Source organism: Martinezella dioscoreae, from assembly GCF_009176305.1.
In the GTDB taxonomy this organism is placed as follows: Bacteria; Pseudomonadota; Alphaproteobacteria; order Rhizobiales; family Rhizobiaceae; genus Rhizobium; species Rhizobium dioscoreae.
The window spans coordinates 33153-48072 of the sequence record NZ_BLAJ01000018.1; the positions used below are offsets into that span (position 1 = coordinate 33153).

Consider the following 14920-nt stretch of genomic DNA (forward strand, 5'->3'; position numbering starts at 1 on the left):
TCATCCGAACCTGCTCATTGGAAACTCGTGGTCAGTAGGTGAGTGTCACCACGACGGTATCGGTGTAAGTGCCTGAGGATGGCGTGGTCTGCGGTGGCACTCGGCCGTAGACCGTCAACAGTTGAGCACTGCCGGTTCCCGTTCCGGCGACGGTGCTGCCCGGCGTATTGGCATCGCCCCAGGGCTGCAACCGGTTGGTATCCTTGTAGAGGCCGTAGGTCACCGTCTCCGATCCTTTCGCCATTTTTCTCGCCGTCGGCGGAGCATTCGCGCCGCCACCGCCCAAGGAGATCGTATAGGTCGTGCCCGGCGTACAGGTTGCCGTGACGGAACCCGTGGCATCGACATTCGTGCTCAATATGCCCTGTGTCCCGAAATCGATGTTCTGGACAGTGACGAGGCAATTGGCGGCGACAGTTGCATTGACGCTGAATGATGCGGTTCCAATCGTTCCAGAGGGAGCAGAACAGGTAGTCGCACTACTGTAGCTGTAATAGAAGGAGGTGTAGGTCGATGTGAAGCTGGACGTAAACGACCCCGGCACTGCCGTCGGCGGAGAGCCGAGTGCAGCTCCATAGACCGTTATGCTGCCGGTTGCGCCGATCAACGAGCCATTCAGCAAGGCCATTGTCAGCGCATAGACCGGTGCGCGTGATGGATAGGACCAACTGCTCGATCCCCACACCACGCTTCGGCCGTTGTCGGAATAGAGCTGATAGTTCAAAGAACTGCTGCCGTTCAACATCTGGCGCGCCGCGGCCGACGATGCTCCTCCACTGCCGGCGCCGATGTCGGGGCAAATCAGAAGCCGCTTGCCTAGGTCCAGGAGCCCGCCGGAACAGGATACACTTATCGTAGATGTCGAATTGACCGGGGTGCCCGATAAGGTATCGACCGCGCCAAAGTTCATATTGGTAGCCGAGAAGTTGCAGCTTTGTGCAGCGCATAGCGAAGGCAACAACAGTGCGAGCAAAAGAGTGAGCGAACGCAGCATCTTTTCAACTCCCTTTTAAAGGCACCTGACGTCATCGATGACGACCTGTTCGCCTCGCTGCGGCTTGTAGGCGAATTCGGCATGGCACTTCGTTCCGTCTTCAAGTGATATGTCGATTGCGTTCCTTGCGTGCAGTCCGCGAATGTAGGCCTGTCCGTCATAGCCGATGACGAAATCCTCGCTTGATCCTTGTAAGGTGCCGGCGAGCCCGGCACGCAGCGGCACCCCGTTCTTGTCCTTGATCGTAATGAGAGCGGCTTGCGGTGCTTCGGATACACCGAACTTGACGACAACGCCGCTGCGATCCGCCGGCACGACGATTTCCTTCGTTGCCGGCACGTCGGCGTCAACGGGTAGGTTCTTGGGATCGATGGATAGGGTATTCGGTTCATAGGAATTGAGATTGGGCACCAGGATGCGGCCGCTCGAATTGGTCTTGCCGGCAGGTCTGTTCTGCTGTTGAACCTCGACATCGGGAGCGCCGACATCGACGACGGCAAAGGCATCGTCAATCCTATTGGTGGCAAAGACGCCACCGCCTGCAACAGCAATGGCTCCATCGACGCGAGCGACAGCATTGGTCTGATGATCCTGTTGCTGAAGGCCCGCCTCGAGCTGCGCGAAGGGAGCCCGATAGCTGATTGCCCCCTCGCGATAGGTGTCTTCGCCTTCGGAGGTACGCAGGCGCCAGCCGAAACTGCCGTCCTCCTGCTGCATCGACTTGGAAACGTCGGCCACGACGCCGAGGCCGTTAGGCCCGCCTTGTACACCCGTATTGGCCGTGACATTGCCGCCGAAGGGAATAGAGAGGCCGGCAAAGAATCCGAAATTGCTTCGGTTGTCGAGGTCCGCGAAGGCGGTGGCATAGACTGTCGCACGCTTGAAGGTCTGACTGTAGGAAAGACCGGCTATCTTGCTCCTGGTGCCGTCGGCACTTTCCAGGTTGGTGTAGGAAAGGTTGAGGCTGGAAAGATCGAGTGGCGTTGGCACGCTCAGCGTGATCTGATCGATGGCTCGCGGCACACCAGCGCTGAGGATGCTCACATCTCCGGCGGTGCTGGTTGTCGGCCGAGCGGAGACCGAGGCTATGTCGTCATAATCGCCAAAGGTCCGCTGCACGCGGGCATAAAGAGCCCATCTGTCGTAACTGAGCTCGAACGCGGCATTCATTAGCGCGCCGGAACGCGACCCGCTTTTGCTTGCCGCGCCCGCTATTGACGCTACACCGAACGAGCTCACCGGAAAGGCGGCTCCCGCACCGCCATTCAGAAGATCGGCACCGCCCTCGAAGTGGCCTTCCAGTGTCAACCAATCGGTCAGGCCGTACCTTGCGGTGGCGGCGCCCATGATACGGCCGTCATAATCATTGGAATCCGTTCCGAAATTTAGACGCGGAGTGCCGAGCTCGGCGGAAAAATCCAACAGGCCTCGGCGCAGAAGCCAGTTGGAGGAATAGAAGGGCAAGGTCTGCGTCGTTTCCCGCCCGAGGCTGTCACGCAAAACGACGGTCGCTTGCCCGCCTCCGGAAAAGACCGGCAGGTTGGTCACCTCGAATGGTCCGGCAGGGACATCGCTCGAATAGGTGCGAACGTTCTGCGTATAGATATCGAGTGTCGAAGGGACGGCGGCCGTCCCGGTAAAGGAAGGCAGCGGTTCGGTCACCAGGTCGGAGCGCAGCGCAAAATTGCGCTGAAACTGAATGCCGCCAAAATAAACTGGCCGTGTCCATGACAGGCCACCGGTCGTCAGGTCGCCAGCACGATAGGTAACGAGATTCTTTGGATCGGAGTAGCTCCAGGTCGTGTTGAGGCGAGTTATACCGTCGAGGCTGCCTTCTGAATATCCGGCGAGGAAGGACTGGCTTAGCGTGCCGTACGGGCTGAAGAGCCGGACATCGAAGGATCCGGATATTCCCTGGAACAGATTTGAACTGCCTTGGAAGAGACCGTTGGAACTTGCGTAGAGGGAATAGTTCAAGACGGCGCCGTAGCCGGCCTGGGGTGCCGGGATCGCGTTTTCCTGCTGCTGTCTGACATTGATGACGCGGGGTGCGCGCCCCTTATCCGTCGTCTGGACATAAAGGCGCTGCGTTTCATCGTCGACCTGATAGGACAAGCCGGGCAAGGTGTTGAGCTCGACCAGCTTGTCGTCGGCCGCGCCGGCTGGCGGCTTAATGCCGACTTCGCGCAGCTCTTCCGCGGTTGCCGCGAGGGAACCGTTCGGACGCTGTTTGAAATTGCCAATCATCTTCATCGATGCATTGTTGATGAATACTTCGAGGTAGACGTCCAGTGTGGCCGCCGGTTGGCCCGCCATGGCTGCGTTTGCCGGCAGATCCGGCACTTCCTGAGCACGCAGCGCCGAAACTGAGAAAAGCATGCATATGAGAACGGTGCCGGCACTACCGTTGATTAACGGCGACTTCAGCATCGAACGGCCCAAGATCGCTCTGGCCATGGAGTGTTACGACGCTGCCGGTGAGGGATTTTGCTGTTCCCATCGGCCATTGCATCGTCGCGCCAGCAAGTACGTATCCAACCAGCCCGTTGCGGCTGCCGATCTTCGTTGTGCCCTGCGCCAGGGTTACGTTCGACAGACGGAAGCGGCTACCGCCATTGTTCCTGCCGGTCAGAGAAAGGTTGTTGCCCTGTCGTTTGAGGCTCCAGACGATATCGGCGGGTTTTACGTCCGGCCGTTTGAAGAAGGCTGGAATGGACTGGCGCATGATGAGGGTGACCGTGCCGGCGCGCGCGCGGGCAGGGTCTGGCAGCTCATCGACGATAACACGATAAGTCTCTTCGGCCCTGACAGGCGCCTTGCTCGTACGAACCACTCTGACTACATACTGAACATTGGGATTCAGTCTCGCCGCGGGCGGGCTGGCAACGACATCCCGGGTCGGCTCCAGGGTTTCTATGCCGCCCGCCTGGCTCCACTTGAAGACACGTATCTGGACGTTGATCGGATGATCTCCGTCATTGGCGAGGTTCAAGACCGTGGCAGCGGCCGGCGCCGTGAGCTCAAGACTTGTGGGAGCCACTCGCAGAGATGCCGCGTTCAAGCCGTAAGCACCGAGCAGCAAAAGCATAGTCGCGGCAATGCATGGCAACATGCGTTGCATGACGGCCTCCTGAATCTGTGAGTTTTCAGTAGGTGACGGTAACCGCCACGGTATCGGTGTAGACGCCCGCGGCTGGGGTGGTCTGCGGGGGTACCCGGCCATAGACATTTATATTCTGGACTGCGCCATTGCCTGTGCCTGAGACGGTATCGGTGCCTATTGTGGTGCCCCAAGTCTGCGTTCGGTTGGCATCGCTGTAGATCGCATAATTGATCGTCGCACTTGCCGGGCCTGTCATGACACGGACAGCTGTTGTCGCTCCCGCACCAGCGCCGGCACTCAGGCCGACATTGTAGGTCTGCCCGGATGTGCATTGCACACCGATGGTGGTTGCCTGATCGATATTGCTGGTGATGACACCGATGGTGCCAAAGTTGAGATTATTGGCGCTCTGTACGAGGCACTGCGCCTGGATGGTGATGGTGACCGTCATATTGGCGGTTGCAGTGGCAGCCATCGCCGGCGATGCTGCCATGGTCATTGCGATACCAGTCAGGACGGCACCGCAGAGCATTCTCAGCATTCACATTCCCCCTCGCATATGCTTCAGAAAATATCAGAATATAATAAAATAAGCACATATATGCTTCGCTGGCAATCAGGCGGGAATGCGCTTGGACGGACGCGACAGCATCGAAAGAATACCCCTAAAGTATAGTTTGATTTTACTCAGCGAATACCCATAGATAATTAATAGTTTTAAAAAACATGGTTAATAATATTCGATGCAATCCACCTGCAGCCAGGATAAGTGCGGCGAGAATATGAGATTCAATTTAACCGAATCAGCGACTTTGAGGAGCCATCCGCCCTGAATGATTCGCCATTTCGATCACATAGCTGCAGCAGAAACATCAATTCTTGCCGTATGTTCGCAGCCGTTTGACTTATACTCGCCATCCGCGAACTCCGACCGACCATCGAGCCCGGGCCTATTTTTCATCGCAGGTCTTCCGATGGTCTTATGAAGCGGAATGTTAGCCTGATCTCCAGCGTGTCGAAGAAACCATGCCGGCATGGATGCATACGAGCCGCAGCAAAAGTCACCGGATTTACGGCAGGCTGAATGGCGGCCCTTGAATGCGGCTCATCCATACCGTCCGGATACGCAAAGTGCATTCGTCAACATTTCTTTGCAAAAGGTCTGCAATTGGCCATGTTTCGGTAAAAGCCGCGCCACAGTTCGCATGAAAATGGCTATCCGGGATTTTGTCAAAAGGAGCGGTCGATGGATGCGCAGCCTATGAGGTGGTGGAATGGTCAAAGCGAGACAACCCGAAGGCTGGGTTCCGGGCTTGCTGTTTGCGGCACCGTTGTCGGTGCTCTTTATGTCATTGTTCAAACCGGCCCCGTCGACCGCACCATACAGTTCATCGACGACAGCGGCCGCGTCGTTATCAATCGCCCAGCACCCGCACCGCAGCTTGCCGTGAACCATTTACAGTTAGCGATTGATGCGAGCCCGGCAAAGCCGCAGATGGCAGTGCCAATCCCGCAACCTTCGCCGCTTGCTGCCATGACCAAGACCAATTTGCCGGTAAAGCGCATTGCATCGCATTCCGATGCCGCAAAGACCAGGATCGCGTCATCCGGTGACGTGGAACATTTCGACCGCTGCCTGCCGCAATGCGAAACACAGGATCCGCTGATAACAGGTCACCCGGAATATGCTGAGGCAACTCCGCCGCTTGCAAACGACGATCCGCCTCCCGTGCTGGAGGAAAGGGTCGGATTTCATCCGCTTGCCGGCGCGCGCAACCTTTTGAACAGAGCGGTGGATGCCCCTGGCATGATGTTGCGCCGCAGCCGGCAGATGATCGACAATGTGGCCCGCGTAGACTGGTAATTGGGACGCATGTCCGTGCCCATTGCCGATATCGAGGCAACGGGCGCAGACTTTTATTCTCGAGCGAAGGGGTGTTGAGACACCCGACGAAAAGCCGCCTATAGGCCGCCGGCGCTCGCCGTACTGCGCAGCAGCCGGCAAAGGCTGACAAGACCAGCATCGAAATTGCCGGATGCCGTCACCTGACGACAGGCAATCAGCATACGTTTCTGCTCAGCGCTCGACATGGTACGGAAAGCGGCAAGCGTGCGCGTGCTCGATCCCCTGCCGGAATTGCCGGAGCCCAGCCCGAAGCCGCTCGTGCCGCCTGTGCCTCCGGTTGCCATACCCATTCCACTGGAGCCGGTACCCCCAGTCGAGCCAGTCCCGCTGCCGGTTCCACCGCCGCTGCCGCCTGAACCGCTCCCACCGATACCAACACCCACGCCGGCGCCCACTCCGGATCCGCCGACGGAGACACCAGCGCCAGCATTGACACCACTTGAGCCTCCAACCGAAGCGCCGAGACCAGCGTTGACGCCGTTGCTATTGGCCGATGCGCCTACGCCGGCATTGACTCCGTTGGAACCGCCAACGGACGCGCCGACGCCCGCGTTCACACCACTCGTTCCGGATACGGAAGCACCCGCACCGGCGTTGACGCCGTTCGTGCCGCCGAGCGATGCACCGACGCCGGCATTAAACCCATTAGAGCCAAGCCCTGCGCCCAAACCAGCGTTGATGCCACCAGCCGATACGCCAACACCCAATCCGCTGCTTCCGGATCGGCTGCCACCGTGATCCGTCCCGCCGCCGGGCTCTGCATAACTTGTCGAGGTCAATAGAAGAAGAGCGGACGCAGCGATTGCCATCCGTGAAGATTGTATTTTCATGACTAAACTCCGTTTCAGTTTAGGCTTTTGTCAGCCTGTTTCTGATTGTCGGAGCGCGCGCACCGTAGAGTTGGAATGAAGGGGCCTATTTATTCTCCTTTCCTCCCAAGACTATATTATAGAATATCCTAATTTAGTAATGCTTCAATATAAAAATTCGCGAATGGCTTGCATAATGACAAAGAGATTGGCTCCGAACAGACCAAAATGGTCTATTTCGCGACAGGGTTACTAGGCTTTTATAGGATGAACGAGGTTTTTTCTCGAAAGCTTTCAGGAGCGCTCCGCCCACACCTTGGCCAACTCTACAAGCGTCTTCACGGCTCTTTCCATATCCTGCCGGCTTACCCATTCCAGCGGCGAATGAAAGGCATGCCCGCCGGCAAAGATATTGGCGCAGGGCAGCCCCATGAAGGAAAGCCTGGAACCGTCCGTACCGCCGCGAATGCTGCCGCGCACTGGCGTCATGCCGGCACGGCGGATGGCCTCGACAGCATTTTCGACGATTTCCGGATGGCGATCGAGAATCGTCTTCATGTTGCGATACTGATGCCGAACGGTGAAGGTGTGCGAGGAGCCGGGATAGGCTTTCATGACATCCTTGACGATCGCCTCCAGCATAGTCTCCTTGTCGACAAGGCCTTGCTCGTCGAAATCGCGGATGATGAAGCCGAGTGAAGCCTTCTCCATCGAGCCGCTGATGCCGGTAGGGTGGATGAAGCCGTCGCGACCGTCCGTCGTCTCTGGAGCTATGTTCTTCGGCAGCCTGTCGATGATCGCGCCGGCAATCCTGATGGCATTTTCCATTTTTCCTTTGGCGAAGCCTGGATGGATGGCGGCGCCATGGATGATAACCTCGACACTGTCGGCCGAGAAAGTCTCGTCTTCTATATGCCCCGCCGTTTCACCATCAACCGTATAGGCGAATTGCGCTCCCAGCTTCTTCAAATCCACCTTGTCGACACCACGCCCGATCTCTTCGTCCGTCGTGAACAGAAGCTTGATGGTGCCGTGGCGGATATCGGGATTGTCGACGAGATATTTGGCGGCTGCGACGATTTCGGCAAGACCGGCCTTGTCATCCGCGCCAAGCAGCGTCGTACCGTCCGAGGTGATGATGTCGTTGCCGATCTGATCGCGCAGGGCAGGGTGTTCTTCAACGCGAATGACCTGCTGCAGGTCGCCGGTGAGGCGGATATCACCGCCGGAATAGTCGCGCACGATCTGCGGTTTGACATTCGTGCCGGTAAAATCGGGCGCTGTGTCCATGTGGGAACAAAAGCAGATGACGGGAACCGGCTTGTCGGCATTCGATGGAATGGTGGCATAGACATAGCCGTGCTCGTCCAGATGTGCATCGGCAAGCCCGATCGCTAGCAAATCCTCAACCAGGATGCGCCCGAGATTCTTCTGCTTCGCAGTGGAAGGCTGCGTGACCGAAGACGGGTCCGATTGCGTGTCGACGACGACATAACGAAGAAAACGATCGGTGACGGTATCGGTCATGAATCTGGCTCCGAAGAATCTCTAGGGTTTACATAGCTATAGCGCCGCGAGGGTACATGGATAGACCGATTTTGCGCGGAAGGCGCCGGTCTGCGAAGCTGGCTGTCACCGCCCCGACAGAAAAGGCCGCTCCAGCGCCAGGCAGGAGCGGCCATATTCAATGGTCAAGACTTTAAGCAAAACACTCAATCGACCGACGTCAGCGTGACCGACGTACCGGTAGCCGCAACGTTCAAGCCGAGCTGACCCGTAACGCTCACGGTCTGAAGGTGGATGGAGCCGGCGGTGCCACCGACAAGGATGTTCGTGCCCACGCCGGCACCGACAGTGGCTTCAACGGTAGCACCCTGATAAAGGCCGCTCAGAGAACCACGATGGTAGCCGGCTGTCGGCGCGAAGACGAGCCAAACGAGCCGGCTGCGGGTCGTAAAGCCGAGATCGACGCCCATCTTCCGGATCGCGCCGGTATAATGATCGACACGACGCGAATGACCGACCGTCGAATGGAACGTGCAATCCATTTCCTTTGCAGAGCCGAGGACGTAGCCGACGCCGCCGCCGATATCGCATTCGAGATAGCCGATTTTCACGCCATTGCGGTCATCCGGCTCCTCGCTATAGGTCGCCGGCATGTCGGCTGCGCGCGCCGCAGCGGTGCCCGCAACGATCAACGCCGCCCCTGAAAACGCCAGGGTCAGGATTTTTCTCATCTGTTTTCTCCTTGTCAGAGTATTATGGGTGGCAAACACCCTCGTGGTAGAGCCGATAGAATCAACCCTCATTTAACGTTCGTACGCGCAGAACGATCCCCAAATTAAGGCGGCTATCGTCATGATCCACTTCACAATATAGGGAAGTCCTTCCGCCACGGCACCCTTTGGGCATTTCACGTTTTGCAACCGACTGAATCGCGCCGTACAAAATCGAGGATTTGCAGGGCAAAGCTCGCCCTGCCTACCCGTCAACCGTGTTGAAGCAAGACTTCCTTGGCGGCAAAGGCGAACACATCGACCGGTTCTCCAAGCCCCTTGAGAGGGAAGGAGCCGAGGCTTTCCATATCCCGCCTGCAGCCGGCCATGTCGACGAAGGCCTTGGACAGAAGTACCGGCCGCTTGACCTCCTTCGTCAAGGACTCCAACCGTGAAGCGATATTGACGGCCGGACCGATGACCGTGAAATCAAGGCGAGTGCGTGAGCCGATATTGCCATACATTACGTCACCGACATGCACGCCGACACCGTAGCGCAGAATTTCACGGCCATGCTTGCGGTTTTCCTCATTAAGTGCGGCAACGCTTGCCTGCGCCTCGCTGATGGCAAGAAGCAGATTGTGACAGGCATTCGGATCGCTCAACGGGAAAATGGCCAACAGGCCGTCGCCCATGAATTTGAGGATCTCGCCGCCATGCTTTTCGATCGGGTCGACCATCGCGTCGAAATAACCATTCAGTAATTCGATGACATCGTCGCGCGGCCACATGTCAGAGATGGTGGTGAAGTCGCGCAGATCGCAGATGAGGATCGCTGCACCGACGGTGGTGCCGCTGCCGCGCGTCGTGGCGCCGGCCAGGATCTTCTCGCTGGCATGCGGTCCGACATAGGTCCGCAGCAGCGTGCGGGCCATGATGTTCTTCAACCGGATCTCGGTCACCATTGTCAGGGCCGGCAACAGGTCCTTCAAGAAAGTGATGTGCTGTTCGGTAAAGCCGCCCGGAGCATCCGAGGCAAAGGTCACGATATGGCGCTTGCCGAGCGTGTGGTAGATCGGCCAGGCGATATAGTCGGTCAGTCCTTCCGCCTGCATTTCTTTATATAGTGGATATTTCAGCTCCGATTTTTCACAGACCTCGAGATTTTTCCGGACTTCCGTCGCGCCATTGAAAATCTCATTGATAGGGCTTGCCAGAAATTGCGGCGTGTTCTCGACCCCATAGCTGAAGGTCGCGATATCGGCCTCCTTCATGCCGGTGCGCCAAAGAATTCTCGCCCCTAGCCATTGCGGATGCAGCGTTCGGAAGTGCATCGTCGCTCTTGCGACCGGAACTCCGATTGCCCGCATTTTCTCGCAGAGTTCCACGAGGATATTGTCGATGAAACGCTGGTCGCGGACATCATTCATAAGCCAATCGAGGATCTTGCTTTGTTTCGTCGGCCAATTGCCCTGGTCGTCCTGTGTCGAGGCGGCAACGGCCTCAAGAGAAGATTGCATTTTCTATACCCCACAAATTCCGTCACCTGTCCTGAACAGAGAGCGCCATTCGGTCCGAAGGGAACTATACGCGTCTCGTCGTTGACCGGGAACGGCAATCGCCGTTATTTCGCGATTTCGTAAATTATGCGCCCAGCTATGGCGGTAGCGCCTTGAATCAGCCATAGGCTTCATATGGTTCCGCAACTGCTGCGGTGCAAGATTTCATTAAAGAGGTGAGGCATTGAGAGCATATCTGGCAGGCCCGGAAGTCTTCCTCCCGAACGCTAGGGAAATCCTCGATCGCAAGATCGCGCTGGCGCGCAGCTATGGTTTTACGCCGGTTTCTCCCGGTGACCTTGCCGTGCCTGAGACGGAGACGCGCCGGCAGCGCGGCCTTGCCATCAGTTCCATCAACGAGAAACTGATGATGAGCGCCGATCTCATCATCGCCAACCTGACGCCGTTTCGTGGTGTCGCCGCCGATATCGGCACGGCCTTCGAACTCGGCTTCATGTGCGCCCGCGGCTGCCCGGCATTTGCCTTTTCCAACTGCCTCGATAACCACTTCGAGCGTGTGAGCAGGCTTTATGGCGGCGAAGTGCAGCTCGGGGAGGACGGACGCCACCGTGGTCCCGACGGCATGGCGCTGGAAAATTTCGACATGACCGACAATCTGATGCTCGATGGCGGCATAGCGACACGTGACGGCGTCATCGTCACGCGTCAGGTCGCGGCTGACCAGCTCTTTCTGGATCTGACGGCCTTCGAGGAATGTCTGGGTCTCGCAGCAAAGAAATTATTGATACACGTCGCCAGCGCATAATGTGCCGGCTATTGATTGGCGCATCCGAACTTCACCATGTTCCGAGAGCAGAATCGATGGCGCGCGCTCTTGCGGGAAGCTGGTCATAAGCGGCAACATCCGGCTCGGCAAAGGCCAGCAGTCCGAGCGATGCGAGAATATCGCTCCCTTGCCGATCTTGGTGGGCATTGAGAAGAACGGCGCGTAGCGCGTCGACGATATCTGGCGATTGCTGCCTTGCGGCCACCAGCAAAGGGAAGGGAGCCGGCTTCGTGGTAGCGACGATGCGCAACGGCGCAATCATGTCCGGCTCGTGCATTGCCATCAGCTGAAAGGCATAGGCGTCGATGGCGCCGACATCTATGGTATCTAAACGAATGGCGTCGACTACGCCGCGTGGATTGAGAAGTGGGCCGACGATCTGCGCCGCTGCGGGTCTATTCGCAAGCATGGAAAAGAATTCCCTCGGCGCATTATAGCCGGACTGAGAGTCCCGCACGGTCCAGCCCCACCGTGCAGTTGCGAGATCGGCTTCAGTCAGCGCTCTTTCACGAGCGGCGACGATATGGCTCGCATAGACAGGCTGCCCGTTTGCCCAGTCCGCCAGGGAAACCGGCGCGGCCAATGGCTGCGGACGCTCCGCCGGCGATAGCCGGGAGAACGGAAAGCCGCACATGAAAACGGCACCCATGTCCGGACGTCTCCATAGGTCGGACAGAGGTGCCGGAGCCGCATGCGCAATGATTTCGAGCTCGACGCCTGACCGGTCGGCAAGCCAATGAAAGAGCTCATCCCAGAGACCGGATATTTTCGGGCTCAGATTGTACATTCGTGAGCAGGCAATGGCCGCGGCAGAGGATATCGTCATGACGCGTCACGCAAACCGAAGGCGCTGGCCGATATTCATGCGCTTTGCCTTTTCAACCATGGCTGCGCCAAGCGCGACGTCGGTGGTGCTCAGGCCCCGATGCCAGAAGAGGATGGTCTCGTCATCGCTTTCGCGGCCCGGCTTCGTGCCGCAAACGATCTGGCCGATTTCGGCATGCAGCGTCTCCGCCGTCACCTTACCTTCATCGACATGGCGGCGAAGGGCACCGAAGGGACGCCCGGGTCCGCATTGTCCCCAGTCATCCACGACGACCTTGTCCATGATGTCGGTCAGGTCGAATTCGAGTGCACTCATCGTGCCATAAGGTACGACGAAAGCGCCTTTCTTGACCCAGGCGGTCTTGAAAAGCGGCGTCGGCTCTGGCAGCCGGCTCGCCTCGATCATGATATCGGCGCCTTTCAGGCAATCCTCCCAATTGTCCGTCACGATGATCGTCTTGCCGAGATCCTTTTCCAGGCGCGCCGCAAAGGCGTCGCGACTTTCTGGACGGCGCGAATGCACGCGGATCTCATCAAAGTCGAAGAGGTGATCGAGCAGCCGCACGTTCCAGTAGGAAGTGCCGCGTGCGCCGATATGGCCGAGGATCCTGCTGTTCTTGCGGGCGAGATGGCGCGCGCCGATAGCCGTGACCGCGCCGGTGCGCATATCGGTGATGGCAGTCGCATCGATGATCGCTTTCGGTACGCCGGTGCGCGGATCGAAGAGATTGAGAACCGCCAGCTCCGAGGGCAGGCCCTGCTTGTAGTTGTCGACGAAATCGCCGACGACCTTGACGCCGGCATAATCGAGCGGCTTCACATAGCCGCGCAGCACATTGAAATGACCCTTGTCGGAACTCTCGGGCACGAGATGAACGCGAGGCTCGATGACCGTCTCGCCGCGCCCCTGCGCATCGAGCGCCTTGGTCACGGCGTCGAGTATTTCGTCGTTGGAAAGGGCCAGCGCCTTGGCGTCGATGGCGTTGAGATAGTCGATCCAGATTTCCTGCATTACCGTTCTCCAGCATGTCACCGGCCGTGCCGGTTTATCGGATGATGCAGGCCGCCAGACGGCCTGCGAGAAAGCGAGGCGGCGGGCGTGGACCGCCTTGCCGCCATATCGATCAGGAAGCCATCTCCATCATGTCGGCATTCTCAATGAACTCCGACAGCCTCTGAAAATCTGGTCCTTGCGCACGATCTTCCTCCAGCGGCGGGACAATTTCGCGCACCTTGCGATAGGCGCGCTGCGTTCCGCCGCCGAGCTCGCCCGCCACACCGCGCAGATCAACGGCCTGGGCGGACGCGACAAGCTCGATCGCAACCAGATAACGCATCCGCTCGATCATCGCCTCGATCTTCGTCAGGACACTCGGCGCCATCGACGCCTGATCCTCGACGCCGTCCGCGACCGGGATCGGCGTGAGCGAAACCGGATTGGCCAGATGGCGTATCTCGGCTTCAAGCGCCGAGACCGTTTTCTGCACGGTGGCAAATCCTGTCCTGCTCTGTCCGAGCGGGGTCAGGAAGCGCGGCAGCTCCGACATGCCCGGAGACATGATTTTCATCGTTCTGTAGGCGGTCGCCGCCGCACAATGTGCGATTGCCTGGCCAAGCCGCTCCCATGCGAGAACGAAGGCCGTCATGTCGAAATTGCCGTGAGACAGGATAAGTCCCTCGTCGGCGAGCACGACGGGATTGTCCCCGGAGCTGGCAAGCTCGATCTCGGTGGTGGCGCGCGCTTCTCCGATCGCGTGGAGCAGGGCACCCCAGACCTGCGGGGCACAGCGATAGCTCAAAGGATCCTGCAAGCGCCGCGCCGCACCGTCGACAAAAAGAGAGCTCCCGGAAAGCAGCTCGCGAAGTCTCGCCGCGGTTTCGCGCTGGCCGAAGGCTGGTCTTGCCGCCAGCGCGCGGTCATCGAAAGCCGAGACATTGGCGCGGAATGCCTCGAAATTCAGTGCGACGGCTGCAAGCGACCAATCGAACAGGCGCACGATATCCTCGATGCAGAGGCAGGCCTTGCCAACCGACAGGCTGTTGGCGACCACGAGGACGTGGCCATCCTTCGGCGCGACCGGCAAAGGTTTCAGACCGAGTTTCGAGAGGGCATCCCGCGCCGGCATGATCGCGCCATCAAGCTCCGCCTCGCCGTCGCCCAACAAGGCCCGTGCCATATGCGCCAGAGGCGCAAGATCGGCTGCGCCGATCGAGCCAAGCGAGGGAACCACCGGATGAAAGCCTGCATTCAGCGCGGCGACGAGACCGGCGAAAACCGGGAGCGATACGCCGGAGCCGCCAGCCGCCATGCCAGCAATACGAGCGGCCATCATCGCCCTGATGATTTCGCATGGCAGCGCCGGCCCGACCCCGACGGCGCGGGCTTGCGGTACACGTAACTGAAAGGCGATCAGGTCGTCCGTGGCCAGCCGTGTGTCGACCCCGGCACCCAATGCCGTCGTCAAACCATAGACTGGTTTGTCGGCTGCCAAATAGCGTTCGACGACTGCGCGCGCAGCGGCGATTTTGTTTTCAACGTCAGTCGAAACCTCGATCCATGCGCTACGGCGCGCTATCGAAGCAATGTCGCTTATCTTCGGTGCGGTACCGGTGAAACGCACGATGGGTACGGCTTCGGTCATGCCTGCTTGCCTCCAGGAAAAGCACTTATAGCCCGGTGGCTCTTCCTCGATCCAGCCTCCAGATTGCATTTGTTGCCGG

13 protein-coding genes are annotated in these 14920 nt (G+C 58.6%); 2 read left to right on the forward strand and 11 right to left on the reverse strand.

From position 1 onward, the window contains the following. Nucleotides 1–31 precede the first annotated feature (31 nt). The 4 genes from GDN47_RS30015 to GDN47_RS30030 are packed head-to-tail and all read right to left on the reverse strand — an operon-like array spanning nt 32 to nt 4638. Complete coding sequence (locus tag GDN47_RS30015; RefSeq protein ID WP_152094848.1) at nt 32–994, reverse strand: Csu type fimbrial protein; 963 nt, start codon at nt 992–994, stop codon at nt 32–34. 15 nt (nt 995–1009) lie between these two features. Further along, nucleotides 1010–3373 (reverse strand): fimbria/pilus outer membrane usher protein, encoded by a 2364-nt coding sequence (locus GDN47_RS30020; RefSeq protein WP_152094849.1) that lies wholly within the window; start codon nt 3371–3373, stop codon nt 1010–1012. A 22-nt stretch (nt 3374–3395) separates the two neighbouring features. Further along, the gene (locus GDN47_RS30025; protein WP_113351177.1) at nt 3396–4115 is read right to left on the reverse strand and encodes a fimbrial biogenesis chaperone; all 720 of its coding nucleotides are present in this window, start codon (nt 4113–4115) and stop codon (nt 3396–3398) included. 25 nt (nt 4116–4140) lie between these two features. Further along, nucleotides 4141–4638 carry a Csu type fimbrial protein gene (locus GDN47_RS30030; protein ID WP_113351178.1) on the reverse strand — a complete coding sequence of 166 codons (498 nt, stop codon included), beginning with the start codon at nt 4636–4638 and terminating at the stop codon, nt 4141–4143. A gap of 705 nt (nt 4639–5343) precedes the next feature. Here GDN47_RS30030 and GDN47_RS30035 point away from each other — a divergent pair. Beyond that, nucleotides 5344–5961: a hypothetical protein gene (locus tag GDN47_RS30035; RefSeq protein WP_152094850.1), complete on the forward strand. Its 618-nt coding sequence runs from the start codon at nt 5344–5346 to the stop codon at nt 5959–5961. 98 nt (nt 5962–6059) lie between these two features. On the opposite strand, the gene GDN47_RS30040 is transcribed toward GDN47_RS30035, so the two are convergent. The 4 genes from GDN47_RS30040 to GDN47_RS30055 form a co-directional block, all read right to left on the reverse strand. Continuing rightward, nucleotides 6060–6833: a hypothetical protein gene (locus tag GDN47_RS30040; protein WP_152094851.1), complete on the reverse strand. Its 774-nt coding sequence runs from the start codon at nt 6831–6833 to the stop codon at nt 6060–6062. Nucleotides 6834–7106: 273 nt separating this feature from the next. Next, nucleotides 7107–8339, reverse strand: a complete 1233-nt coding sequence (gene pepT / locus GDN47_RS30045) for a peptidase T (RefSeq protein WP_152094852.1) — start codon at nt 8337–8339, stop codon at nt 7107–7109. Between the two features lie 185 nt (nt 8340–8524). Then, nucleotides 8525–9049, reverse strand: coding sequence for a DUF992 domain-containing protein (locus GDN47_RS30050; RefSeq protein WP_152094853.1), 525 nt, complete (start codon nt 9047–9049; stop codon nt 8525–8527). Nucleotides 9050–9300: 251 nt separating this feature from the next. Beyond that, nucleotides 9301–10548, reverse strand: a complete 1248-nt coding sequence (locus GDN47_RS30055) for an adenylate/guanylate cyclase domain-containing protein (protein WP_113351181.1) — start codon at nt 10546–10548, stop codon at nt 9301–9303. 223 nt (nt 10549–10771) lie between these two features. On the opposite strand from GDN47_RS30055, the gene GDN47_RS30060 reads away from it, so the two are divergent. Next, the gene (locus tag GDN47_RS30060; protein ID WP_152094854.1) at nt 10772–11353 is read left to right on the forward strand and encodes a nucleoside 2-deoxyribosyltransferase; all 582 of its coding nucleotides are present in this window, start codon (nt 10772–10774) and stop codon (nt 11351–11353) included. A gap of 31 nt (nt 11354–11384) precedes the next feature. Here the strand turns inward: GDN47_RS30060 and GDN47_RS30065 are convergent, their stop codons facing one another. The 3 genes from GDN47_RS30065 to GDN47_RS30075 all read right to left on the reverse strand — a co-directional run bounded on the left by GDN47_RS30065 (nt 11385) and on the right by GDN47_RS30075 (nt 14841). Next, nucleotides 11385–12161 (reverse strand): phosphate/phosphite/phosphonate ABC transporter substrate-binding protein, encoded by a 777-nt coding sequence (locus GDN47_RS30065; RefSeq protein ID WP_152094870.1) that lies wholly within the window; start codon nt 12159–12161, stop codon nt 11385–11387. A gap of 45 nt (nt 12162–12206) precedes the next feature. Continuing rightward, on the reverse strand, nt 12207–13211 hold the full coding sequence (locus GDN47_RS30070; protein WP_152094855.1) for an ornithine cyclodeaminase family protein: 1005 nt from the start codon (nt 13209–13211) through the stop codon (nt 12207–12209). 112 nt (nt 13212–13323) lie between these two features. Further along, nucleotides 13324–14841 (reverse strand): HAL/PAL/TAL family ammonia-lyase, encoded by a 1518-nt coding sequence (locus tag GDN47_RS30075; RefSeq protein WP_152094856.1) that lies wholly within the window; start codon nt 14839–14841, stop codon nt 13324–13326. Nucleotides 14842–14920 lie beyond the last annotated feature (79 nt).

Bases quoted from the DNA above. Each gene is read 5' to 3' on its own strand.
- GDN47_RS30015 (WP_152094848.1), bottom strand. From the start codon at position 994: ATGCTGCGTTCGCTCACTCTTTTGCTCGCACTGTTGTTGCCTTCGCTA.
- GDN47_RS30020 (WP_152094849.1), bottom strand. From the start codon at position 3,373: ATGCTTTTCTCAGTTTCGGCGCTGCGTGCTCAGGAAGTGCCGGATCTG.
- GDN47_RS30025 (WP_113351177.1), bottom strand. From the start codon at position 4,115: ATGCAACGCATGTTGCCATGCATTGCCGCGACTATGCTTTTGCTGCTC.
- GDN47_RS30030 (WP_113351178.1), bottom strand. From the start codon at position 4,638: ATGCTGAGAATGCTCTGCGGTGCCGTCCTGACTGGTATCGCAATGACC.
- GDN47_RS30035 (WP_152094850.1), top strand. From the start codon at position 5,344: ATGGATGCGCAGCCTATGAGGTGGTGGAATGGTCAAAGCGAGACAACC.
- GDN47_RS30040 (WP_152094851.1), bottom strand. From the start codon at position 6,833: ATGAAAATACAATCTTCACGGATGGCAATCGCTGCGTCCGCTCTTCTT.
- pepT (WP_152094852.1), bottom strand. From the start codon at position 8,339: ATGACCGATACCGTCACCGATCGTTTTCTTCGTTATGTCGTCGTCGAC.
- GDN47_RS30050 (WP_152094853.1), bottom strand. From the start codon at position 9,049: ATGAGAAAAATCCTGACCCTGGCGTTTTCAGGGGCGGCGTTGATCGTT.
- GDN47_RS30055 (WP_113351181.1), bottom strand. From the start codon at position 10,548: ATGCAATCTTCTCTTGAGGCCGTTGCCGCCTCGACACAGGACGACCAG.
- GDN47_RS30065 (WP_152094870.1), bottom strand. From the start codon at position 12,161: ATGTACAATCTGAGCCCGAAAATATCCGGTCTCTGGGATGAGCTCTTT.
- GDN47_RS30070 (WP_152094855.1), bottom strand. From the start codon at position 13,211: ATGCAGGAAATCTGGATCGACTATCTCAACGCCATCGACGCCAAGGCG.
- GDN47_RS30075 (WP_152094856.1), bottom strand. From the start codon at position 14,841: ATGACCGAAGCCGTACCCATCGTGCGTTTCACCGGTACCGCACCGAAG.